Origin of the sequence: Vibrio sp. Y42_MX_L11 (assembly GCF_024181785.1) — a bacterium.
GTDB classification, from domain to species: Bacteria; Pseudomonadota; Gammaproteobacteria; order Enterobacterales; family Vibrionaceae; genus Vibrio; species Vibrio diabolicus.
In genome coordinates, this window is the sequence record NZ_JAMZAP010000001.1 from 177,309 (window position 1) to 201,553 (window position 24,245).

Annotated in this window: 21 protein-coding genes; 7 read left to right on the forward strand and 14 right to left on the reverse strand. The window is 45.1% G+C overall.

The window, feature by feature from the left end:
- Positions 1-226: 226 nt before the first annotated feature.
- Positions 227-394, forward strand: coding sequence for a hypothetical protein (locus NL643_RS00770; protein ID WP_005378215.1), 168 nt, complete (start codon positions 227-229; stop codon positions 392-394).
- A gap of 77 nt (positions 395-471) precedes the next feature.
- On the opposite strand, the gene bioD is transcribed toward NL643_RS00770, so the two are convergent.
- From bioD to bioB, 4 genes are read right to left on the reverse strand one after another with little or no spacing between them, the layout of a single operon-like run.
- Entirely contained in the window at positions 472-1,158 is a 687-nt protein-coding gene (gene bioD, locus NL643_RS00775; RefSeq protein ID WP_053807203.1) for a dethiobiotin synthase, read from the reverse strand.
- Positions 1,155-1,961, reverse strand: coding sequence for a malonyl-ACP O-methyltransferase BioC (gene bioC, locus NL643_RS00780; RefSeq protein ID WP_253643743.1), 807 nt, complete (start codon positions 1,959-1,961; stop codon positions 1,155-1,157). Before bioC ends, bioD begins: the two co-directional genes overlap by 4 nt.
- Positions 1,961-3,112: an 8-amino-7-oxononanoate synthase gene (bioF, locus tag NL643_RS00785; protein WP_253643744.1), complete on the reverse strand. Its 1,152-nt coding sequence runs from the start codon at positions 3,110-3,112 to the stop codon at positions 1,961-1,963. The genes bioC and bioF overlap by 1 nt, the downstream gene beginning before the upstream one ends.
- Positions 3,099-4,151 (reverse strand): biotin synthase BioB, encoded by a 1,053-nt coding sequence (gene bioB, locus NL643_RS00790; RefSeq protein ID WP_047008583.1) that lies wholly within the window; start codon positions 4,149-4,151, stop codon positions 3,099-3,101. The genes bioF and bioB overlap by 14 nt, the downstream gene beginning before the upstream one ends.
- A 130-nt stretch (positions 4,152-4,281) precedes the next feature.
- On the opposite strand from bioB, the gene bioA reads away from it, so the two are divergent.
- Positions 4,282-5,559, forward strand: coding sequence for an adenosylmethionine--8-amino-7-oxononanoate transaminase (bioA, locus tag NL643_RS00795; RefSeq protein WP_253643745.1), 1,278 nt, complete (start codon positions 4,282-4,284; stop codon positions 5,557-5,559).
- Between the two features lie 69 nt (positions 5,560-5,628).
- On the opposite strand, the gene serS is transcribed toward bioA, so the two are convergent.
- From serS to lrp, 5 genes are all read right to left on the reverse strand, one after another.
- Positions 5,629-6,936, reverse strand: a complete 1,308-nt coding sequence (serS, locus tag NL643_RS00800; protein ID WP_167426732.1) for a serine--tRNA ligase — start codon at positions 6,934-6,936, stop codon at positions 5,629-5,631.
- 91 nt (positions 6,937-7,027) lie between these two features.
- Positions 7,028-8,383, reverse strand: coding sequence for a replication-associated recombination protein A (locus NL643_RS00805; RefSeq protein WP_212762630.1), 1,356 nt, complete (start codon positions 8,381-8,383; stop codon positions 7,028-7,030).
- The gene (gene lolA, locus NL643_RS00810) at positions 8,384-9,010 is read right to left on the reverse strand and encodes an outer membrane lipoprotein chaperone LolA (protein WP_253643746.1); all 627 of its coding nucleotides are present in this window, start codon (positions 9,008-9,010) and stop codon (positions 8,384-8,386) included.
- Between the two features lie 74 nt (positions 9,011-9,084).
- A complete protein-coding gene (locus NL643_RS00815; RefSeq protein ID WP_253643747.1) occupies positions 9,085-12,138 on the reverse strand; it encodes a DNA translocase FtsK 4TM domain-containing protein in 3,054 nt (1,017 codons plus the stop codon).
- A gap of 152 nt (positions 12,139-12,290) precedes the next feature.
- A complete protein-coding gene (gene lrp, locus NL643_RS00820) occupies positions 12,291-12,785 on the reverse strand; it encodes a leucine-responsive transcriptional regulator Lrp (RefSeq protein WP_005378234.1) in 495 nt (164 codons plus the stop codon).
- Positions 12,786-12,941: 156 nt separating this feature from the next.
- Between lrp and ald the strand changes: the two genes are divergently transcribed.
- On the forward strand, positions 12,942-14,066 hold the full coding sequence (gene ald / locus NL643_RS00825; protein ID WP_005378241.1) for an alanine dehydrogenase: 1,125 nt from the start codon (positions 12,942-12,944) through the stop codon (positions 14,064-14,066).
- 93 nt (positions 14,067-14,159) lie between these two features.
- Here the strand turns inward: ald and NL643_RS00830 are convergent, their stop codons facing one another.
- Together NL643_RS00830 and cysB are read right to left on the reverse strand one after the other, a co-directional pair.
- Entirely contained in the window at positions 14,160-15,356 is a 1,197-nt protein-coding gene (locus NL643_RS00830; RefSeq protein WP_006742884.1) for a methyltransferase, read from the reverse strand.
- A 53-nt stretch (positions 15,357-15,409) separates the two neighbouring features.
- The gene (gene cysB / locus NL643_RS00835) at positions 15,410-16,384 is read right to left on the reverse strand and encodes an HTH-type transcriptional regulator CysB (RefSeq protein WP_006742885.1); all 975 of its coding nucleotides are present in this window, start codon (positions 16,382-16,384) and stop codon (positions 15,410-15,412) included.
- Between the two features lie 313 nt (positions 16,385-16,697).
- Here cysB and NL643_RS00840 point away from each other — a divergent pair, with 313 nt between their 5' ends.
- On the forward strand, positions 16,698-17,462 hold the full coding sequence (locus NL643_RS00840; RefSeq protein ID WP_006742886.1) for a hypothetical protein: 765 nt from the start codon (positions 16,698-16,700) through the stop codon (positions 17,460-17,462).
- Positions 17,463-17,559: 97 nt separating this feature from the next.
- Positions 17,560-18,330: a tRNA isopentenyl-2-thiomethyl-A-37 hydroxylase MiaE gene (locus tag NL643_RS00845; RefSeq protein ID WP_104974277.1), complete on the forward strand. Its 771-nt coding sequence runs from the start codon at positions 17,560-17,562 to the stop codon at positions 18,328-18,330.
- 129 nt (positions 18,331-18,459) lie between these two features.
- On the opposite strand, the gene NL643_RS00850 is transcribed toward NL643_RS00845, so the two are convergent.
- Both NL643_RS00850 and NL643_RS00855 read right to left on the reverse strand, forming a co-directional pair.
- Positions 18,460-20,088, reverse strand: coding sequence for a methyl-accepting chemotaxis protein (locus tag NL643_RS00850; protein WP_253643748.1), 1,629 nt, complete (start codon positions 20,086-20,088; stop codon positions 18,460-18,462).
- A gap of 154 nt (positions 20,089-20,242) precedes the next feature.
- The gene (locus NL643_RS00855; RefSeq protein WP_012841963.1) at positions 20,243-20,509 is read right to left on the reverse strand and encodes a hypothetical protein; all 267 of its coding nucleotides are present in this window, start codon (positions 20,507-20,509) and stop codon (positions 20,243-20,245) included.
- A gap of 292 nt (positions 20,510-20,801) precedes the next feature.
- Here NL643_RS00855 and NL643_RS00860 point away from each other — a divergent pair, with 292 nt between their 5' ends.
- Together NL643_RS00860 and NL643_RS00865 are read left to right on the forward strand one after the other, a co-directional pair.
- Complete coding sequence (locus NL643_RS00860; RefSeq protein WP_253643749.1) at positions 20,802-22,130, forward strand: sphingomyelin phosphodiesterase; 1,329 nt, start codon at positions 20,802-20,804, stop codon at positions 22,128-22,130.
- Positions 22,127-23,083, forward strand: a complete 957-nt coding sequence (locus tag NL643_RS00865) for an ATP-dependent dsDNA exonuclease (RefSeq protein WP_253643750.1) — start codon at positions 22,127-22,129, stop codon at positions 23,081-23,083. Before NL643_RS00860 ends, NL643_RS00865 begins: the two co-directional genes overlap by 4 nt.
- 104 nt (positions 23,084-23,187) lie before the next feature.
- Here NL643_RS00865 and trpS read toward each other — a convergent pair whose 3' ends face one another.
- On the reverse strand, positions 23,188-24,210 hold the full coding sequence (gene trpS, locus NL643_RS00870) for a tryptophan--tRNA ligase (protein WP_253643751.1): 1,023 nt from the start codon (positions 24,208-24,210) through the stop codon (positions 23,188-23,190).
- Positions 24,211-24,245: the final 35 nt, after the last annotated feature.

Below are 24,245 nucleotides of genomic sequence, written 5' to 3' on the forward strand. Positions count from 1 at the left end.
ATCAATGGATGACCTTGATGTTAAATCTATCACCTCTAGGCAACTTAGCTAGAAATATTTTACTAGACCAAAAACAGTATGTTAGCCCCGCTATAGACTTTGGTCTTATTGTGCGGTGACATGGACATGCTAGATTCAAACGAGATGAACAAAACAGAGCCACTCTAAGTACATTAAAAAGGTACATTAGGCGAGCTCAAAACTTCCATGTATTGAGGGAAAAACCATGGTAGAAACTAACGACTATCAAATGGCTATTGATTTACTACGTTGTCATCTAGGCATCTCAGAGGATGAGGCGAAGCAACAACTTGGTATTTCAACCGATCATCATATGTCTCAGCGTGTTGCAGAAACTCAGCAAGCATTGATGGGGCTTAGCCAAGATAAGTAATCTGATGTTATAGATTACACCAATAAAAAAGGGCTGCATTGCGCAGCCCTTTGGTTTTTTTAGTATTTTAAACACAATCAGTCAGTATTTAGCAAAGGCTCGATATTAATGTACTTGCCTAGCTCTTTGCGCTTAGCACTTGGAATGTATGGGATTTCGCCAAGCTTAGGCGCACCGATACGCGCTTCAAGCATCTCGATAATATCAGCATAGTGCTCGGTGCCAGGGTTAACTCGGTTTGCCACCCAACCAACAAGATTCAAGCCATCCGCTTTAATACTCTCAGCCGTGAGTAAAGCATGGCTCAAACAACCTAATTTAATACCAACCACCAAGACTACGGGTAACTGCTCTGCTTGTACCCAAGTAGATAAACAGTCGGTATCTGACACAGGCACACGCCAACCACCAGCGCCCTCAACGAGAACGACATCAGCTTGCTGCTTGTGTTGAGCCAGCTTTTCACTGAGGAGTTCGTATTTTATTTCGACATGTTCATGTTTTGCCGCGATGTGAGGAGAAGCAGGCAATTCTAAAGCGTATGGATTCACATCATCATAAGCGACATCGAGTGTCGCGGCCGCTTGTAAATGTAAGGCGTCAGAATTACGCCATCCAGCTTCAGTCTTATCACTCCCTGCTGCCACTGGTTTATAACCAATAGTGTTTAGTCCTTTTGCTGCCAACGCTTGCAAAATGGCTTTAGACGCTACCGTTTTTCCTACATCAGTATCCGTACCAGCAATAAAAAAAGCATCAATCATAGATGTATTACTCCAAAACAAACCTGATAACTTGCAGGTAGAAGACCTTGATCATTTTTAAACGCTTGGTACTCATGCTCAACTTGCAACAAAGTCTCTCGACTGGTTAAACCATGTGAGCGCCCGCTTACGTGATTTGCACCTATACCTTTGAGGTCACGCATAACTGAAAATGCTGAGTCGTACCAAACTGTGATGGTGGTCAAGTCTAGTTGATGGTTGTCACATCGAGATTGCGCTAACGCAATTTTTACCTGATTGAGCGATAGAAAGTTATTGACGTGTTGATATGCATCAATTTTTTTCCATGATGCACGCAACTCGCACAGTGACCCTTCAGCTAGGGTAGAAAAAGCCGCCTTCCCATTAGCTTTTAGTACACGACGAACTTCTCTCAGGGGGTAACTTAAATCGGCACACCATTGCAAAGCCAAGCTAGAGAATACGTAGTCGAAGATTGTATCGTCGAAAGGCAAGTTTTCTGCGTCGGCTAGCACATAATTCATTCGCTCATGGCCACAGCGCACCATAGCTTTGCTTAACATCTCTTGAGAGATGTCCACACAAAACACTTCAGCGCCGCGCTCTTGAAGAAGTTGAGAAAAATAGCCCGTACCACATCCTAAATCCAAAACACGTCTATAAGTTAAGTCATTCGGAAGTTTGTCTAGTAAGCGATGGCCGACATCACGCTGGAAAGCGGCATGTTTGTCGTACGTGTTAGCTGCTTTACTAAAGGAAGCGGCGATCGCTTGTTTATTAGGCAGTAAGCAATCCAACTTCATTTGCTCTGCATTATCCATTACTGCGTTCCTAATGCTTGCTTCAATGCCATTGAAAGCGTTTTAACTTGTTCGTTAGTGTGATTAGCAGTGAGTGTGATTCGCAGACGAGACGTCCCTTTCGGAACTGTTGGAGGACGAATAGCAGTAACCCAAATACCGTTTTGGCGACAAGCACCTGCTACTCGCAAAGCCAAATCAGATTCACCAATCACAAACGGCTTAATCGAAGTTTGAGTCTCAACAAAGCCCTCAACGTCGCTGAGGCTATCTCGATACACTTCACTTAACTCTGTGAGCTTTTCACGTCGCCAAGACTGTTCTTGAACCATCGAAACCGCATGCGTGAGCGCATAGGCTTGTGCCGGAGGCATCGCCGTGGAATACACATGGTGACGAGCAAACTGAGTTAAAAAGTCCCCCGTTGCGTGGTCACATAAAATAGCCGCGCCAGACATACCAAACGCTTTGCCGAAAGTAACGATCAGTATCTCAGGCTTAACCGCCGCTAATTCACATGAGCCACCGCCAGATTCCCCTAGAACACCGATACCATGAGCGTCGTCTACAGCAAGCCATGCATCATGATTACCGGTGACGTCAGCGATATCAGCAAGTGGGGCACAATCCCCGTCCATGCTGAATACCCCTTCAGTCACAACTAGATGGTTGTCTTCGCTATTAATCAGCGACTTCAGGTGTTCGATGTCATTGTGCTTGAAGCGCTTCATCTTAGCTGGTGACAACGCCCCCGCTTCCATCAAAGAGGCATGGTTAAAACGGTCTTGGATAAGTACGTCTGATTTTTCTAGCAAGGTGAATAACAAAGCTTGGTTAGCGCTGAATCCAGAGCCAAACAGGACTGCCCTTTCGTAACCCAGCCATTCGGTTAGTGCCGCTTCTAAATTGCTGTGCGCTGCACTAAAACCTGTGACCATTGGAGATGCACCACTGCCACTGCCGTATACACTCAAGCCTTGCTGCCAAGCACGAACGAGCGCTTGGTCATTGGCCAAGCCTAAATAATCATTACTTGAGAAGTTGATGTAGCGTCTGCCTTCGTATTCCAAAATCGATTGGTTGCCGGAAAACACCACATTCATCGAACGATTCAGCCCCTGTGCTTTACGATCGGCAAGGGCGGACTCGATACGAGATTTAAACGCTGGCATCGTAGAAAAGGTCGTCTTTTGTTGGACGAGCAGCCACGCGCTCTACAACGCGGTCCAGCAACTCGTTTTCTTCAATTTCATCAGGTTTTTGAGACACTTCTTGTCTGTTAATGCCAAGCTTATTAAACAGCATCATGTCCTTATCTTCAGAAGGATTTGGGGTCGTCAGAAGTTTGCAGCCATAGAAGACGGAGTTTGCACCCGCCATAAAACATAGCGCTTGCATTTGTTCGTTCATGTTTTCACGGCCAGCGGATAAACGAACGGCTGATTGAGGCATCATGATTCGTGCTATTGCAATCAGACGAATAAAGTCGAACGGCTCAACGTCGTCCACTTCTTCCAATGGTGTGCCCTTTACCTTCACGAGCATGTTGATTGGAACGCTTTCAGGGTGTACCGGCAAGTTAGCCAATTCAACCAACAAACCTGCTCGGTCGTTAGCACTTTCACCCATGCCGATGATGCCACCGGAACAGATCTTCATGCCAGCATCACGAACGTGAGACAAAGTGTCTAAACGGTCTTGGTAAGTACGTGTGGTAATGATGTTGCCGTAAAACTCAGGTGAGGTATCTAGGTTGTGGTTGTAGTAATCCAGACCTGCAGTAGCCAATTGCTTAGCTTGATCTGGCGTCAACATGCCCAATGTCATACACGTTTCTAAACCCATGCCCTTCACGCCTTTGATCATGTCAGTCAAATGCGGCATGTCACGCTCTTTCGGGTTTTTCCATGCTGCGCCCATACAGAATCGAGTAGAACCAGCATTTTTGGCTTTTTGCGCAGCATCGAGTACGCGTTCTACTTCCATCAGACGCTCTTTCTCGATGTCTGTGGTGTAACGAGCACTCTGAGGACAGTACTTACAATCTTCTGGACAAGCACCTGTCTTAATCGACAGAAGCGTGCTTACTTGAACATGGTTGGTTTGTTGATATTGACGATGTACAAGCTGCGCTTCGAATAGGAGATCCATGAATGGTTTTTCCATGAGATCGCGCACTTCAGCATGCGTCCAGTTATGACGAACTTCCACGTGTATTCCTTTAGTCACTTTTGTTGTTGTGTTGACAGTCTACTGAGTCTCGATAAACTGTCAACACAACACAAAATAACAAAGCTTACATCTGTTTATTTTTTAATCTCAATTATTATTGGAATCGCACATGGATCTCGCCTTCGACCGCCAGCATATCTGGCATCCTTACACTTCGACATTGACACCTCTGACCTGCTACCCAGTGGCATCGGCAAATGGTGTTCACATTAAACTGGAAGACGGTACTGAGCTTGTCGATGGCATGTCTTCTTGGTGGTCGACGATCCACGGCTATAACCATCCGCACTTAAATCAAGCGGCTCACCAGCAAATCGATCAAGTATCTCACGTGATGTTTGGCGGGATTACCCACCAGCCAGCAATCAGTTTGTGTAAGAAGTTGCTATCCCTTGCGCCAAGTAATCTTGAACATGTATTCCTTGCCGATTCAGGCTCCGTTGCCGTAGAAGTCAGCTTAAAAATGGCACTGCAATATTGGCATGCAAAAGGTGAACGCCGACCGAAGTTTCTTACTTTACGACACGGTTATCACGGTGACACCTTTGCGGCGATGTCGGTAACCGATCCTGATAACTCCATGCACTCTCTCTACAAAGGCTTTCTGCCTGAGCATATCTTTGCGGAGTCACCAACTTGTGGTTATTGGGATGAATGGAAGCCGGAAGATCTAGCCGACTTTGAGCACCAGATTGAAACGCACCATCAAGGACTTGCTGCGGTGATCCTTGAGCCTATCGTTCAAGGCGCAGGTGGCATGCGTATCTACCATCCCGAATTTCTCAAAGGCGTGCGTAGACTTTGCGACAAATACGGTTTGTTATTGATTGCAGATGAGATCGCTACCGGTTTTGGACGCACAGGCAAATTGTTTGCCTGCGAACATGCAGATATTCAACCAGACATTCTGTGTGTCGGGAAAGCACTCACTGGCGGCTACATGACCCTCTCTGCGACCCTCGCGAGCAAACACGTAGCAGACACTGTTTGTGGTGGTGATGCTGGTTGTTTTATGCACGGTCCAACCTTTATGGGGAATCCACTCGCTTGTGCTGTAGCTACTGCAAGTTTGGAATTGATCGAGCAAGGTGATTGGAAGCAACAAACCCAACAAATTGAAACGCTGTTTTCTGAGTTACTACCAAAACTTGAAGAATACGACTTGGTGAAAAACACCCGTTGGTTGGGTGCTATTGGCGTAGTGGAGACGCATCGACCTGTGAATATGGAAACCATCCAGGCTCTCTTTGTTGAGCACGGTGTTTGGATTCGTCCATTTGGCAAACTGATTTATATGATGCCGCCATTTATTAGCCAGCCTGAACACATAGAAAAACTGGTTAACGCCGTGGAAGCCGCGCTGCAAACACCCGCGTGCTTTCAGTAATTTTGGCGGCCACCGCTAACAAAAAACCCAGCACTATGGCTGGGTTTTGGTGTTCTAGTGGTTAATTCATTAACCGATGTGCGTTGCGCCGCCCATGTACTTCTGAAGTACTGTAGGGATTGCAATGCGACCGTCTGCTTCTTGGTTGTTTTCTAGGATAGCAACCATTGTACGACCTACAGCTAGACCAGAACCGTTTAGCGTGTGTACAAGCTCAGGTTTCTTCTCGCCTTTACGACGGAAACGCGCTTGCATACGACGAGCTTGGAAGTCCCACATGTTAGAACATGAAGAGATTTCACGGTAAGTTTCTTGAGCAGGAACCCACACTTCTAGGTCGTAAGTCTTACGAGCGCCGAAGCCCATGTCGCCAGTACATAGAACGACTTTACGGTAAGGAAGTTCAAGAAGTTGTAGAACTTTCTCAGCGTGACCTGTTAGCTCTTCTAGTGCGTTCATTGAATCTTCTGGCTTAGTGATTTGTACTAGCTCAACTTTGTCGAACTGGTGCATACGAATCAGACCACGAGTATCACGACCGTATGAACCTGCTTCTGAACGGAAACATGGCGTGTGTGCTGTCATCTTGATAGGTAGATCCGCTTCGTCAGAAATCGTGTCACGAACTAGGTTCGTTACAGGTACTTCTGCCGTAGGGATTAGCGACAGTTTGCGTGGCTCTTCGTCGTTTACTTTTTCCGCTAGAGGCTCTGTGTGGAAAAGGTCTTTACCGAACTTAGGAAGCTGACCAGTACCGAATAGGCTGTCAGAGTTTACTAGGTAAGGTACGTACATTTCTGTGTAGCCGTGTTCTTCTGTGTGAAGATCTAGCATGAACTGAGCGATTGCACGGTGTAGACGAGCAAATTGGCCTTTCATCACGATGAAACGTGCGCCAGTGATCTTAACTGCACTTGCGAAGTCTAGACCGCCCCCCATTTCACCTAGGTCAACATGGTCTTTCAAATCGAAGTCGTAAGTCTTAGGCTCACCCCAACGAGAGATTTCAACGTTGTCGTTCTCGTCTTTGCCATCTGGCACTTCATCTGCTGGGATGTTTGGTACAGAAAGCGTGAATTCGTCTAGTTGAGCCATTACTTGCTCAAGTTCAACTTTCTTCGCATCAAGATCGCTACCTAGAGTACCGATTTGTTTCTTGATCTCTTCTGCGCCTTCTTTGTCGCCAGCCGCCATTTTTTGGCCGATTTGTTTGGAGATGGAGTTACGCGTGGATTGTAAATTTTCTACTTCTACTTGAATGGACTTACGTTGTTCTTCAAGTTTACGAATAGTCTCTACGTCTAGCTTAAAGCCACGACGCGCCAGTTTAGCAGCTGTTTCATCCAGCTCTGTACGAAGTAATTTAGAATCCAGCATTGTTAATCCTATGCTTTTTGTTGTGAAATCACGCGCACTTTCCAAGCGTACGCGTTAAAAAAATTTACTGAACAAATGTATCCAAAAACGCCTACTTTTCATAGCGCTTTTGTTGGCTATTTGCGTCTAATTTAGCCAAGTAATCTAACTTTTCGCCGATTTTGGTTTCTAGACCGCGATTTGTTGGCTGATAATACTTACGATCTGCCATTTCTGGTGGCAAATATTGCTCACCGGCTGCATAGGCACCCGGCTCATCGTGAGCATAACGATACTCTGCTCCATAACCCATGTCTTTCATCAAACTGGTAGGTGCATTTCGAAGGTGATGAGGCACTTCATATTCAGGTAAGTTATGAGCATCTGTGAGCGCTTGTTTCCATGCCACGTACACCGCATTACTTTTTGGCGCGCACGCTAAGTAAACGATCGCCTGTGCAATCGCACGTTCACCTTCTGCCGGACCAACACGGGTAAAGCAATCCCACGCGGAGAGTGCGACTTGCATGGCTCTAGGGTCCGCATTGCCAACATCTTCCGATGCTATCGCAAGTAATCGGCGAGCGATGTAGAGCGGATCACAACCTGCGGCGATCATACGTGCAGCCCAATACAAAGCGGCGTCTGGATTTGAACCACGAATGGATTTGTGAACTGCAGAGATTAAGTCGTACCAGATATCACCTTTGTTATCGAAGCGAGAGACCTTTTCTCCAGCCACTTCCGCAAGCAACTTAAGCGTGATTTCTTTTTCACCCTGCGCGTTGTCTTCTGCCATATCGTATAGCAGCTCAAGGTAGTTGAGAGACATGCGAGCATCACCGTTCACTAGCTCTGCTAGGCGATCTAGTACGTTATCGGCGAAATGTGCTGGTATATTCCCCAAGCCGCGCTCTTTGTCGTTAATCGCTTGATCAAGCGCCAGCGATATTTCGCTCTGGTCAAGAGAAGTCAACTTGTAAACGCGAGCACGCGAGAGTAATGCGTTGTTTAACTCAAACGAAGGGTTCTCTGTGGTCGCACCGATAAACGTAACCGTACCGTCTTCAATATGCGGTAAAAACGCATCTTGCTGCGATTTGTTAAAGCGATGCACCTCATCCACGAATAAGATAGTGCGGCGACCTGCCATTTTGTTTTCACGCGCTTTGTCGATCGCAGCCCGGATCTCTTTAACGCCAGACGTCACCGCAGATACACGCTCAACTTCGGCGTTGGCATAGTTTGCTGCCACTTCCGCTAATGTCGTTTTGCCTGTGCCTGGTGGTCCCCAAAGGATCATCGAGTGAATGTGTCCCGCCTCTAGCGCTCGGCGTAGGGGTTTACCCGGACCTAAAATATGCTGCTGCCCAATATACTGTTCGATTGTTTGTGGTCTCATACGAGCAGCAAGGGGACGAAAATCTTCGTCCCCTGAGAAATCTAACGTGTAATTACTCACTACCAATTAATTCCTTTGGTCATCCACTTCCACGCCATCTGGAATTGTGAATGTAAATCTGTCTACCTTTGGTTTACCAAGCTTAACATTACTAAAAGTAAACAGCCCTTTCTGACCATCTTGCTCAATGACGTTAAAGCCTTTCACTACGCCTTTTGTATCAATATTAATCTGGAATTGGCCTTGAGTAGAGTCAATTGCCGTTGGAATGAGCGTAAACTCATTACCTTTCTGAGAAATCTTATAGTTATCCCAATCGCGTGCTCTATTGCGAGTTAACAACACAAATGGTGTTTGCTCGGTCGCTTGCTCTTGCCAGTAAATGCTTACTTGCTCAATGAATGGGCTGTAATACCACAACGTCTTGCCGTCAGATACTAAAAGGTTTTCATCAGGGAAAGTCGTACTCCAACGGAACAAGCTTGGACGAGCGATTTCAACCGTGCCCTCACCTTCCATTACCGTTTCACCTTCAGGGCTAATCACTTGCTGAGAGAAATCGGCACTGAAACCCTCGTTCATTGCGAGACGTTTATTGAGTTCATCTTTTGGAGATGCTGCATTCGCAGCTGAGAAGAAAGAAACGCTTAAAACTAGCGCTGAGAAAAGTTTCGCTGAAAATCGTTTTTTCATTCAGATACCTATCAGAGGGTCAAAGACCTAAAGTTACTCACCTCAGTTGGACTGAAGTGAGTAAAACAAGTTCATTAATCTTTTGGCGGCGCAGGAGCTAAAACTTCGCGGTTACCGTTGTGACCCGGTGCACTCACGATACCTTGCGCTTCGAGTTGCTCAACAATACGGGCGGCACGGTTGTAACCGATCTTAAATCGACGCTGTACGCCAGAAACAGAGCCTCGACGTGACTGAACTACGTGCTCAACGACTTGATCGAAGAGTGGATCCACATCTTCATCCGCTTCCATTTGCTCACCTGGCAATAAGCTTTCTGGACTTTGATCTCCGCTGATGATCTCTTCAATGTAGTTCGGTTTACCACGCGCTTTCCAGTTGTTTACAACAGCATGAACATCATCATCTGATGCAAATGCACCGTGGACACGAGTTGTATGACTTGAGCCCGGCGGTAGATACAACATATCACCCATACCAAGCAGTGATTCTGCACCACCTTGGTCTAGAATCGTACGGGAGTCTGTTTTAGTCGATACCGTAAACGCAACACGAGTTGGAATATTCGCTTTAATCAGACCCGTGATAACATCCACCGATGGACGCTGAGTCGCAAGAATTAAATGAATACCTGCCGCACGCGCCTTTTGTGCCAAGCGTGCAATCAGTTCTTCTACCTTCTTACCAACCACCATCATCAGGTCAGCAAATTCATCGACAACAACAACGATGTAAGGCAGTTTTTCTAACAATGGCGGTTCCGTATCCATACTGTCGCCTTCTTGCCAGAATGGATCATGAATTGGGTGACCTGCTTCTGCTGCCATCTTCAACTTCTCGTTAAAGCCTTTCACATTACGAACGCCCAATGCCGACATCAATTTATAACGACGTTCCATCTCACCCACACACCAACGTAGAGCGTTTGATGCGTCTTTCATATCAGTCACAACTTCAGAAAGAAGATGAGGGATACCTTCGTAAATAGAAAGCTCTAGCATTTTCGGGTCAATCATGATGAAGCGTACATCTTCTGGGCCAGCTTTATACAGCATGCTCAAAATCATCACGTTCACACCCACCGACTTACCAGAACCGGTTGTACCTGCTACTAGCACGTGAGGCATCTTCGCGAGATCAGCCACAACAGCTTCACCCGCAATGTCTTGACCTAACACAACCGTTGTTGGTGACGTTGCTTGCTCAAACTGAGGACTACTGATTACATCAGATAAATAGACCGTCTGACGACTCATGTTTGGCAGTTCCAAACCGATGTAAGGCTTGCCTGGGATTACTTCTACAACACGTACAGCCATTGCAGACAATGCACGAGCTAAGTCAGTTGAAAGACCAGAAATACGGCTTACTTTTACCCCCGGCGCCAAATCAAGCTCAAAACGAGTGATCACTGGACCAGGATAAATCCCCACCACGTCGGCTTTGATTTTGTAGTCCGCTAGCTTGCTCTCAACCAATCGAGCGACCTGCTCTAGCGCATCACGGTCGATAAAGTTTTCGCGTTTTTCTGGATGGTAAAGCAACTCGAGCGTTGGAAGTGGTTCTTCTGGAACAGGCAAGTTTTCTTCTTTCTGTACCAAAAATGGGTTCTGTGTCGCTGCTACTTTGGCTTGCGCACTAGAAACCATGTCTTGGAATGCCGCTACATCTTCGTCGCCGTCTTGAACCTCTTCAACCTCCGCTTTTTGAAGTGCAGGTTCAAATGTTGTTGAAGGTGTTGCCACTTGCTGATGAGGTGTTGCTGGAGCTGGCTGTACTTGTTGTACAGACTGTGACTCCACTTCGTCTTCATCGTCTAACACGTCAAAATCAGAGATCGTAGGTTCAATGTGTTGACTCGATTCTGTTTGCTCCGTGATGCTATCTAGCGCAGCGGAATCAATTACAGGCTCTTCATGCACAGGATGCTCAATACTTGGCTGCTGTACTTGCTCTGCTTCAAATTGTTCGTACTCCGCATAATCTGGTTCAACACTGTTCGGTTCTTCTGTAGCTGTATGTTGGTCTACATAGGAAGAGTAAGTGTCTGCAAATGATGGGGCTGCCTGTTCTTCAGTTCCCCAGTCATCTGCTTGTTGCGCTGCAGCTTCAAGCTCTTCTATCGTGACATTCAGCTGCTTGGTACGCTCCAGAAGCGGATCAACGTTATCAGTATTCACCGCATGGACAGGTTGCATTTGGTGCTCAGGTTGAGCATAAACTGGCGCAGCATTAACCGTAGCCTTGTGTTGTGGCGGCGTCGGTTCCACCATCATTTGTTCCGCTGGCTTCTCAGGTTTAGCTTGCGGCATATAAATAGGATACTCATGCGCAGGCGCCGATTCTTTCGGCTCATCGACATCGAACGCCGTTAAATGAGGAAGCGGTTCATCATCAATGTCATGGTCTACGTTATGTCTAGGCGTAGAGACTTTATCTTCCACAAACTCATCAAGCTGAGGTTCTAAAACTTCCTGCTCTGAACCTCTTGCCTTATTTGCAAGCGCGGCAATTAGCGCTAACGCACGATCTCCAAGCCACTCAACGATGTTAAGCCATGAGATGCCAGTAAAGAGCGTAAAGCCCGCTCCCCATAAGAACAGCAGAACCAATGTCGTGCCAAGTACATTCAATGTAGGTAAAGCTAGGCTAGACAACACGTCCCCGACGACACCACCGGACGAGAAATACCAAATATCATCAAAATTAATATCGGCTAGACCACAGCTCGTCATTATAAGGACGACGAGGCCGAGTAACCTCGTACCCCATAACATGAAATCAATTGGCTCATCTTCTCCTCGTTTACGGCAAATCACCCATGCAGCCGCAGCTAGCAAGAAAGGGATGGGATAAGCGAGAGAGCCAAATGTGAAGAATAGTGTGTCCGCAAGCCAAGCGCCGAAAAGGCCACCAGCATTGTCGATCTCCCCTCCCCATGCGGTTTGGGACCAGGAAGGATCGGCCGGACTGAAGGTAAATAGTGCAACCGCAAGCAATACCGAGCTAAGAACGCCAACGATAAAGCAGCACTCTTTTAAGCGTTGGAAGCCATTTAAGCGTGAAGACTGGGGCTCTTCACTGGTTTTGATAATGGTTTCGACTTTCTTTGCGTTCTCTTTGAACATAAATCAACTTGAATATGGAAATGAAATAGGAAATTGCAAAACATTCCGAGCGGCATCAAGCCGCTCGGTAAATTGATTTAACCATATCAAAGAGAAAAACCCAATTACTCTCTGGCGAAAGCGGAAGCATATACCGCTTTCTTTGCAAGAAATTAACGAGTTTTGATCACAAGCTGGTTAGATTGTTTCACTTCTTCCATTACAACGTATGTGCGAGTGTCATTTACGCCAGGTAGACGTAGTAACGTATCGCCCAATAGTCGGCGGTAAGCACCCATATCTGATACACGGGTTTTAAGAAGATAGTCAAAGTCACCTGATACAAGATGACACTCTTGTATGTCGTCTAGCTTTTGAACAGCTGAGTTAAACTGCTCAAATACATCCGGCGCACCACGGTTTAATGTAATCTCAACGAATACTAATAGTGACGCATCCAGGAACTGCGGATTCAATAATGCAGTGTATCCTGTGATGTAACCCTGACGCTCTAAGCGACGTACACGCTCCAAACATGGCGTTGGAGAAAGTCCCACACGTTTTGAAAGCTCAACGTTTGAAATACGACCGTCTTTCTGCAGTTCATTAAGAATGTTGCGGTCGATACGGTCTAGTTCCTTGGACGGCTTTTTATAGTTGTCTGCCATTTTTTATTCCACCTTATTACTTCCTTGCAAAAAAATATACTACAACTTTTTAATATTTGGTGCCAAATTTTACAAATCTATAACTATACTAGTTATTAATTCGACAATAACACCCTACAAACAGTTAATACAACCATTATAGAAAGAGGATACAGGATGATCATTGGCGTACCTAAGGAAATCAAGAACCACGAATATCGTGTTGGTATGATCCCAGCAAGCGTGAGAGAACTCATCTCACATGGTCACCAAGTTTTAGTTGAGACCAATGCAGGTGCCGGCATTGGTTTTTCAGACGATGATTACATCGCTGTCGGCGCATCCATTCTCCCTCATGCTGCAGACGTATTCGCGCAAGCAGACATGATTGTAAAAGTAAAAGAACCCCAAGCAGTAGAGAGAGCAATGCTCCGCGAAGGGCAAATTTTATTTACTTATTTACACCTAGCACCAGATTTTCCACAAACTGATGAGCTAATCAAGAGCAAAGCTGTCTGTATAGCCTATGAGACTGTAACAGATAATATGGGTCGTTTGCCACTGTTAGCACCAATGTCAGAAGTGGCAGGTCGTATGTCTATCCAAGCTGGTGCCCAAACTCTAGAAAAATCACACGGGGGTCGTGGTTTACTTCTAGGTGGCGTTCCTGGTGTTGAGCCAGCGAAAGTCGTCATCGTTGGTGGTGGTGTTGTTGGTGCAAACGCAGCTCGTATGGCTGTTGGCCTTCGCGCTGACGTAACCATTCTAGACCGTAACGTAGATACACTTCGTAAGCTTGACGAAGAATTCCAAGGTCGCGCTAAAGTGGTTTATTCTACTGAAGACGCTATCGAGAAGCATGTTCTAGAAGCTGACCTTGTTATCGGTGCCGTTCTAATTCCTGGAGCAGCAGCGCCTAAGCTGGTAACAAAAGAGCACATTGCTAAGATGAAACCTGGTGCGGCAGTGGTTGACGTGGCTATTGACCAAGGTGGCTGTTTCGAGACATCTCACGCAACAACCCACGCAGATCCAACTTACATCGTGGATGAAGTGGTTCACTACTGCGTAGCAAATATGCCTGGTGCGGTTGCACGTACTTCGACTTTCGCATTGAACAATGCAACACTCCCTTACATTGTGAAACTCGCAAACAAAGGCTACCGTGAGGCACTTCTAGAAGACAAAGGCTTCCTTGAAGGTCTAAACGTTATTCACGGAAAAGTAACATGTAAAGAAGTAGCAGAAAGCTTTGACTTGGAATACGTTGAACCAACTCAAGCTATCGCTATGTTCAATTAATGACAAAATAAAACACAATTTGTCACGTTTTGTTTACAAAAGCCCACGCATAAGTGGGCTTTTTCATATAGAGCGTTTAGCTATAAAAAATAACTAATTCTTATATGCGCAAATTAAAATATTTCTAGGTGTAACTGATTTAGGGCAAAACTCTGACAATCTAACACGATAACCACGTTCTTCAAGATAAAGTGCTTTGTCCAATGCGAGCCAGATCTCCAATGGACGTTGAAAAACCAGTTGCACTAAGCTCATTCTCTCCATTTGCCAGAAGCGTTGTTCGCTTAACTTTTCAAAATGATCGAAATCGATTTCTTGAGAAAGAACGATACCTTTCTGCTCCGCCGCCCAGCGACACAAAGATTCAAAGCCTTCACTTAATTGCGACTTACGAATACTGGGGACAGGTTGATATTCTGCCATGCCTAACGCTCGTCGAGTAATCAAATCGAAGCCAAGACGAAACACCATTTCCTGCTGACGATGGCGACGTACACGCTCCCCCCCTGTCACCGTTTGCTGTAACGGGATACGCAGTTCTTGCTTAGACAATGAGAGAGAAGAAACCCTCCCCGGTTTCGACATCGGCTGGTATTGTTCCGACTGAATCAAGTGATAACAACAAGGTGAGATGGTCATCGCAGCAATCCCATTCTCACTGCCGTACTGCATTAGACGAACATGGAGGTCACCACACGCATGCAGTGCCACCGCGTGTTGCGTTGGCTTGAATACCGCTTTTGCTTTGCTATCAAACGCGTCACCTTGAATAAACGTCATTTTCCAATGGTGTTCATTCGCAGCTTGTTGCCCTGAATCACACAGTGCTTGTTGATATTCGAAACTGGTCACAGGCTGATCGGTTTGTGTTGCCAGGATTCGTCCTAAATAACCTTTCCCTGAACACCACTCTAACCATTCTTCGCCACAGTGTTGTTGAATTGCAGCTTCACCCATCGAGCTGATTTGCTCCAGCTTACGTCCGGGAATGCCGTTGTCTAAACCACGAGCGAGTGCCAAACCATTTAAGGTTAAAGACTCTAAACGCGTGTGATAAGCGAGTTGTTCGAGTTGAGGCACGAACGCGCTTATCGCTTTTAAGGCGAGTTCAGGTTCCGCTTTATACTCTTCGATTTGAGAGGGAGAAAGAGACACTAACCACTGGCACAACTGAGGGTGTTGCTCTTGCCAAGGTAATGAGGTGTGAATGCTACTTTTAAATGGTTCAAACCGCCATAGCGATTCGTTTTCCAATAAGCAGTCATTAATAAATTGAAATTGCGTTTTCATAGCTCCCCCTACAACGAGCGCATTGTAGAGGGAATCGAAACATCAATGAAGTGTTATCTCACCGGGAGCTCGATGTCTTTAAACATCTCTTCGATTTCTGCATTAGATTTCAACGAAATCGCCTGCTCTACCACTGGGCGAGTTAAATGAGGAGCAAAGCGTTCCATAAAATCGAACATGTATGAGCGCAGGAATGTACCGCGACGGAAACCAATACTTGTCGTACTAGCCCCGAATAAATGGCTCGCATCTATTGCGACTAAATCGCTGTCCTGCTCTTCATCCACAGCCATGCTAGCAATTACGCCGACACCAATACCCATGCGAACATACGTTTTAATAACATCCGCATCAGTTGCAGTGAACACCACTCTCGGGGTTAAACCTTCACGATTAAATGCGGTATCTAACTCTGAACGGCCCGTAAAACCAAATACATAAGTGACCAATGGATAAGCGGCAAGATCGCTGATCGTTACCTTATCTTTCTTCGCTAATGGATGATCTTTAGGCACGACAATTGAACGGTTCCAGTGATAACAAGGCAGCATGATGGCATCTTGATATAAGTGAAGCGCTTCTGTCGCAATCGCAAAGTTCGCCGTACCTTTGGCAATCGCCTCAGACATTTGTGACGGCGTACCTTGATGCATGTGTAATGACACTTTTGGGTAGCGAGAAGTGAAACCTTTGATGACATCCGGCAAAGCATAACGCGCTTGCGTGTGTGTCGTGGTGATATTCAGCGTCCCCATTTCTGGGTGGGTGTGCTCCCCTGCTACAGCTTTGATACTTTCTACGCGAGCCAGAATCTCTTGGGAAATACGTACAATTTCTTCACCAGCAGGTGTCACCTGTGTTAAGTGCTTACCGCTACGTTCAAAAATCTGAATGCCTAACTCATCTTCCAGCAACCGAACCTGCTTACTGATACCTGGCTGAGAGGTATACAAGCTTTCTGCCGTTGCGGATACATTCAGATTATGGTTTACAACCTCAACAATATACTTCAGCTGCTGCAGTTTCATCGTAATCCCTTACTTGTTCATGAGATAATTTATTGGCCACTCGGACGAGCGATATAATAATTAGTTATAACGCGTTCAAATCGAAATGAACAGTAATTTCTAACTTATACCTCAATCACATACTGATAATCCTCAACATAGAAACAATATGCACAAAGTTGAGCCAATAAATGACTGAAGTTCTATGATGTGACTTCTATCAGTAGCTAAAACGTGGGAGAGACAAAATAATCAAACAAATAGGGTGCCGAGTAAGATAAGATTCATGTATTCTTTAACGCTAGCCGTAGAAAAGTAAAGCAGACGCAAAGATATGAATATTGGTTTAATAATCGCTTTGGTAGCCATCCTACTGGTGTTGATCCTAGGCTATAACATTATGTTGCAGTATAAGGTCAAGGTAGAAACTGCGAAAAGACAGGAGTCCGCACGCTATGTTGCCTTGATTGATGGCACTGAAGAGTTGATTGGTCATGCGCACCATATCCCTTTTAGCAAGGAGCTGTTGCTGTGTCTAAACAATCGTATTCTTGACGCGCTAGAAAGCATGCATGAGCTTGACCCGAAGAATAAGCAACTTGCTCAACGTATCGAAAACATGAAGCAACAGATTGAGCAACTGAAAGAGAATGGTCCCACTGGCGAGAGTACCACGTTCAAAATGCCGAGCAGTGATAAACAAGCCATCGTCATGCTTAAGTTGGTGAAGCGCCTTCGCGATACTATCCGTAACGAACACAATAAAGGCCGTATCGACACCCAGACTTATGTCGCTGAAAATGCGCGTTTAGAAACGATGCAGATTCGTATCAACATCGAAAACGTCATTAAAAGAGCAAACGACTCTATCGCTCGTGGCCAACCAGGCACCGCGCTTCAACTACTGCGTAAAGGTATCGATGCTTTGAGTACAAAGAGCGACCCCTACTCGATTCAAGCGAAACAGAAGCTTGAAGACATGTTGGGCGACCTAGATAAAAAACGCCAAGATAAAAGTGATGCTGAAATGCAGCAGATCGCCGATAAAGAGCGCGACAATGACATGGAAGCACTCTTCGGCGAGAAGAAAAAGTGGTAACATTCACTTAAGGTCAATAAAGGCTGCAATCGCAGCCTTTTTTCTATCCGTAAGATAGCGGATATGCCCAATTAGAATGTGAAGTACTAAAACTAAAATGATGAATCTAGACGCCTATCAAGATCTTCTTGCTCCCATTAACCAATTTCTGCAATGCAGCACACCTGATGAATGGGTAGAGGAAGCAAAGAAACCAGAAAACCTTCAAACCATTTTATTAGACCACCTACTGTGTGAGCTAAAAGCTGGCCAATCTGCGATGTTTTTAATTCGTAAATATGCCGTTGACCAATCCAGTTCACATGCTCTGCTTGACTGGTTTAAACCCTATGAAGACTTTGCTTATCGCAATGTAGGCTCACTAGAAACTTTAAAAGGTAAGAGCAATATTTCCAAAGCGATCATGGCTAAGTCCAACTCACCGTACAGCCAAGATTTGATCGATAAAATGGTGCTTTTGATTAAAGAGGAGTTACACCACTTTTATCAAGTTTTAGAGATCATGGAAAGTCGTGGAATTGAGTATAAAAATATTCCCGCAAGTCGCTATGCTAAAGGGCTCATTTCGCATATGAAGACTCATGAACCTGAAACGCTGATCGATAAACTCATCATTGGTGCCTACATAGAAGCCCGATCTTGTGAGCGTTTTGCCAAACTAGCACCACATATGGATGACGATATCGCAAAATTCTACGTTTCTTTACTGCGCTCAGAAGCACGCCACTATCAAGATTATCTTGTATTGGCAGAGCAAATCGCGGGCAAAGACATCAGCGAACGCATAGCCTATTTTGGCCGAGTTGAGGCGGATTTAATTTCTACGCCAGATACAGATTTTAAGTTCCATAGTGGTATTCCAGCCTAGCGAGCATATTCTCCCAAGATTGAGCATGCTCTGAACTTATTTATATAGACAGAGAATAAATAAGCCGGACATTTCGTCCGGCTTATTTTTTGTAGCAATGAGGTTAGGAATAAAGCTGAAACACAACAACTAGAGCTGGAATGAACCCATTCGAGTTTTCAAGTTGTGCGCTAGGCTACTGATCTGCTGGCAAGCTACAGCCGTTTGCGAAGCTCCCTCAGCCATCTCTGTTGAGGCACTATTAATATGCTCCACACTGCGATTCAGCTCTTCGGATACTGAATTCTGCTCGCTGCACGCCGTTGCGATTTGTGGGCTCATTTGCGCTATGTTATCGACAGAATGTTCAATTTCTTTTATCTGGCTATCAGCGTCATTGACTTGCTCAACACACTGAGAAATGCCCTCCTGACAATCACGGCTTGAATGCCCTATTTTGCTGCTGCTCTCTTGTAGTTGATTAACAATTTCCACAATTTGTGAAGTGGAGTCTTGAGTGCGTTGCGCCAGAGAACGAACCTCATCTGCCACAACAGCAAACCCACGTCCTTGTTCACCGGCCCGAGCGGCTTCTATTGCGGCGTTCAGTGCTAACAAGTTTGTTTGCTCCGCAATCCCGCGGATCACATCTACGACCACATTGATATTGTTTGAGCTAGATTCAAGCTCACGTGCCAGTTCATCAGACTCTTGGATCGTATGTGATACACGCTCAATTACTGCGATAGTTTGTTGTAACGTCGCCGTTCCTTGCTTTGCCACTTCCGTTGCCGAGTAAGCGGAGGTCGCGCCAACTTCGGTATTTTGTGCCACTTCACTTACAGCAGCTTGCATTTCTGTCATCGCAGAAGCCACCGAGCTAAGTTCAATTTGTTGATTTTGCATACCAGAAGCGGTCTGAGAAGAAATAGCACTCACCTCCTCTACTGCTGCCGTTAGCTGAATCGTTGAGTCATTAATCTCAGAAACCAGCGAATGTAAGTTTGTTTGCATACCGACAAGCTCTTTGAGCAACGTTCCTAACTCGTCCTTGCTCAATTCACTTTCGTCGATTTGATTATTCAATTGACCCTTGGCGATTTTGGAAGCGAATTCCAATGCTCGATCAACAGGCCCGCAAATGACTCGAGAAAGCAACATGGCAGACATTACCATGACCAATGCGACGACAAGCGCACCAACAGCAGCGCTGTATTGTGTAAATGCCGCTTCATTTTGTACTTCTTCGCCAATCAAATTCACCAACTCATCGTTCAACGCGAGGGTATCATCCAAGCTGCTCAACGCTTTTGAGTAAGTATCGAAACTCGATAAAATCACATCATTTGCACTTTCAGCATCACCTTGGCTTAGCAGTGCGTTGTAAGTCTTCGTTTCCTTGATGTATTGATTCCAAGTTTCTTTAAAAACGTTAAAAGACTGCGTTTCACGCTGATTAAGGTCGAGCTTTTCGTATTCTGCAATACCAGCCTGCACATCAGAACGCCATTGGTCGAGGCCTTTTAACCACTCACCAATTTTGGGGTGATTTGCGTTTGGCAATAAAGAGAACTCATCTTTGCGCACTTTAGTAATATCAACTTGGATACCTTTCAAAATCGCAACAGAAGGTAAGCTTTTATCCGTTAGCACTGAGATGTCTTTATTCAGTGTTAACAAACCTTGTACCAACATTACTGACACTAAACCAAACACGGCAAAAACGGTTAAATAACTAACCGATATTTTCTTTACGACACTTAAGTCTTTAATACGCACGCACTTTCTCCCTGCAGCCTTTCCAAACCTCTCACTTAAGTGAAAGCTTAACCTCTAAAACACACTGTTTTTGCGCTCGATATCATTGAGCGCTCTTATATACATCGGCCTGAAAGATCAAATCTTGACCAGTAATTGATATTTTTATCACGTGCTATTTTAGAGATAGGCTCGCATGCTCCGTATTGTGTCTACATTTTTTTATGAGCGCTTCCCGGCGCAACTCTAAGATCTCATCGATGAGTTTTTCTTTAGCGTTGATGCCAAAGTGCTGGGCATAATTTTTGACTTTTTCAATCTCATTAGGCTGTAAGCGGTATACCTCTTTCTTTAAACGCGCTTCTGCTTCGCTTCTAATCAAACCTTGGTCTTGTAGTAATTTAATGATGGTTTCATCGATTGGATTTACTGCTCTAGCCATGGTGCTCCATCTATCAATTTAAGTTCTAGCCATGTGGCTGGATGAATGACGCCGCACAACTTATAGAGCGAAGATGACAACTTGATTGCAGTGAGTACGATTCGTTAACCATCGCTATTATTTACAACCGCTTAAGCAACCATTAACTCTCTACCCCGACTCCTCACCATTGAATAAAGATCACATTCTGATAACAATTTTTAGTACTGGCTTCGATGTCATCCATATTTAACGTGCAAGTAATATTTATAAACAAGAATGATTGCTCTAGTTCAAATGATGGAAAAATAAGATGAAATTATCGCAGTGGGGTCTTTTATTAAGTGGCTTGGTGGCATTGCCAAGCATTGCAGATACAGATGTTTATCTAACCAATAACTCTGATCAGCCTTTAACTATTCAAGTAAAGCACGAAGGCAGTGATTTACTTCAATATGGAGAAGAGTGGCAGCAACATGTACAAGTACTTGGTCCGTGGGAAACCAAACCTGTATTGAGCTTCAATCGTTGGGAAGGCGTGAAATCAAACCAAACTTACCGTTTTGAAACTGTGGTTTCTAGCCCTAGAGGTGAAAGCATAACACTCAATCAAGTCATGGAAGGTCATTGGTATAATTCAACCATTGAATATGGCTTATCGGCGGCCGATGTCGATTTATCTCTTAAAGATGATCGTGATATTCATCGTGCCAACACTAACGCTTTTGGCATCCGAGAAACCGAACTGGCATTTAAGTCAGACAGTACCGCTCGATACGACGATCTTTATTACACCATCACACCAAGCAAAGTAAATGAATCTGTCGATAACGAAGAACAAAACCTTAAGTTGATGACTTACAACATCTGGGCTCTTACGGCTATTGCATCGCACATCGGTGATCGTTACGAACTGATTCCTCAATACGTCAAAGGTTATGATGTATTAGCGCTGCAAGAAGTGTTTGCAAGCGGTCGTGAAGCATTCCTACGTGAGTTAGCTAAGGAATATCCGTACCAAACTAAAATGTTAGATAAAGAAGGCGTTAATATTCATGATGGTGGGGTGATCATTGTCAGTCGCTATCCTATCGTGAATGAAGCGCAATATGTCTTCCCCGACTGCTCTGGCACAGACTGCTTTGCCGACAAAGGCGTTAATTATGCGGAAATTATTAAAGGTGGTCAGGCTTACCATGTGTTTGCTACCCATACCGCATCTTTCGATACAGACACCGCTCGCGAGTATCGTCAGCGCCAGTTCAAACAAATCCGCGCACTCGCTAAATCTCTCAACATTCCTTCAAGCGAAACTGTGGTATACAGCGGTGACTTTAACGTAAACAAAAGAAAGTTCCCTGGTGACTACCAACAAATGATCGCCAACTTAAGCGCCATAGAGCCTCAGTATTCTGGTTACACGGAGTCAACCTTTGATCCCCGCATCAATAACTTCGCAGGTGAAGCGTTATCAGGCGGCGAAAACGTGGAATACCTTGACTATGTCATGGTGAGTAGCGAATACGGGGTGAAATCATTCAATGACAACCGTGTAGACGTGCCGCGCACAACCGCAGAGAGTTTATGGAAACACTACAATCTTTCTGACCATTTCCCAGTTAGCGCAACAATCAAGCCATGAAGAAAATCGCGTTGATAATCATGTCCGCCATTATGGCGGGCATGATGTTTTTAACTTTCAGTCAAGATGGGCAGCAAGAAGCGGCGGTGTCCGCTTCTGCTCCAAAGGCAAAAAATAAGAACGGCCCTAGTACATCACTAAAAACAAGCAATATCGCTCCCAGTGCAGATGCTTCACCACAGACCGCAGAGCTCCCTTCTGCGACTCAAATAACGACTGAGAGACTAACTCTGCTCAAAGGGAGAGAACTCGTCGCAGAGCTTGAGTCATTTTGGCATGAGTGCATGTCGAACCGCGACTGTGAGGAACAGTTAGCCTTGCTCGAGCCTTATTTATCTTCAGCACGATTTCAACTTTTGGCGAGCTACCATCAACTCAACAGTCAATGGCAAGAAAGTGTGGGTAATTTGTTGTTTGATGAGCAACAACCACTAGCCTCACGTATTGCACAACTTAAAGCCGAGGCAAGAGGCATTTGGGGCGAGTTGGCTGATGTTATTTTCGCGGATGAGTTCGCGCTGTACGATTTCAACTTAGAAGCCCAAAAGCTGGACACTCAAAGCCCAGATAACTTTTTGCGAGCTTTCGAGCAACTCACTATTGACTGGCAAGAACATGCAGATGCTATCGGGCTAACAAGCGACCGGGAAAAATATGAGCGTGCGGTCACCCTGATTCCTAATAGTATGAGATTTCCAGATCGCCAAACTATCATCGCAGAGCTGCAAAAAACTTACTTAACGAAGGACGAAAGCGAAGAGATTCACGCTCGTGAACAACAAATTGCCGAGCAAAAAGAGCAAGTCAGAGGTTACCAACAAGCATTGCAACAACTTGAGTCCAGGCTCAGAAAAGAGAGAGCCACAAGCCATTCGAATTTGTCAGAACCGGAATGGCAAAGCTATTACCAACAAGAAGTCGCGGATTTTCGTCGTGAATTTTTTTCTTCTTAACAATGCGCTTTGACTGACTGGGAACTTAAAAAGGCACGTTGCTAACCAGCCGTCGTGCCTTATGTTCAGCCGTCGTGCCTTATGTTCAACTCTCTACTTTTAATTCAGAACAAATTTAAACCAAATACATCTTTCACATCAAATAGCACTTTTTCGGTTTTCTCGCGAGAACGCTCACTACCATGTTTTAAAATATCAATCAGTTGTGCTTTATCATTCAAATACATAGCGCGCTTTTCTCGAATAGGGCGAAGCATCTCTTGTAGGCATTCTTCTAACACTTTCTTGGTCAAACCATCACCTAACCCACCTCGTCGATAATGGTCTTTTAGCTGTTCGACATAGTTTTTATCAGGATGAAAAGCATCGAGGTAGGTAAATACAATATTCCCTTCGACTTGGCCAGGGTCCTCAATTTTCAGGTGATTGGGGTCGGTATACATAGATTTCACCGCCGCAGAAATCTCTTTTTCAGACGCCCCTAGGTTGATTGCATTCCCCATGCTTTTAGACATCTTATTTTTGCCATCAGTACTCGGCAAACGAGGTGCATCACTAAGTAATGGACGGCATTCTCTAAGAACCTCTTTTCCACCCAGGTGGTTTATTTTTCTTACGATTTCATTAGTTTGCTCCAACATCGGCAGTTGGTCATCACCTACCGGAACCAACGTCGCGTGGAACCCCGTAATATCGGCAGCTTGAGAAATTGGATACGTTAAAAAGCCAGCAGGAATAGAGCGTTCAAAGCCTTTACTCTGTATCTCATTTTTAACCGTGGGATTACGCTCTAAACGCGCAATAGAGACAAGATTGCTGTAATACATAGTTAACTCAGCTAACGCTGGTATTTGAGACTGCAACGTGATCGTAGTTTGAGCGGGGTTGATACCAACAGCCAAATAATCTGCAACGACATTGAGAATATTAGAGGATACCTTTGATGGGTTATGCGCGTTATCCGTCAAACCTTGCATATCTGCGACTAAGATCGTTTGCTCATGCTCCGTTTGCAATTTGACTCGTTGTTGCAATGAACCGACATAGTGCCCGAGGTGTAACGGACCTGTCGCTCGATCGCCGGTCAGGATAATTTCATGCTGTGATGTACTTTGAATGGTGTTCATATTTATCTCCAAGTATTTAATAGATCGCTACTGGA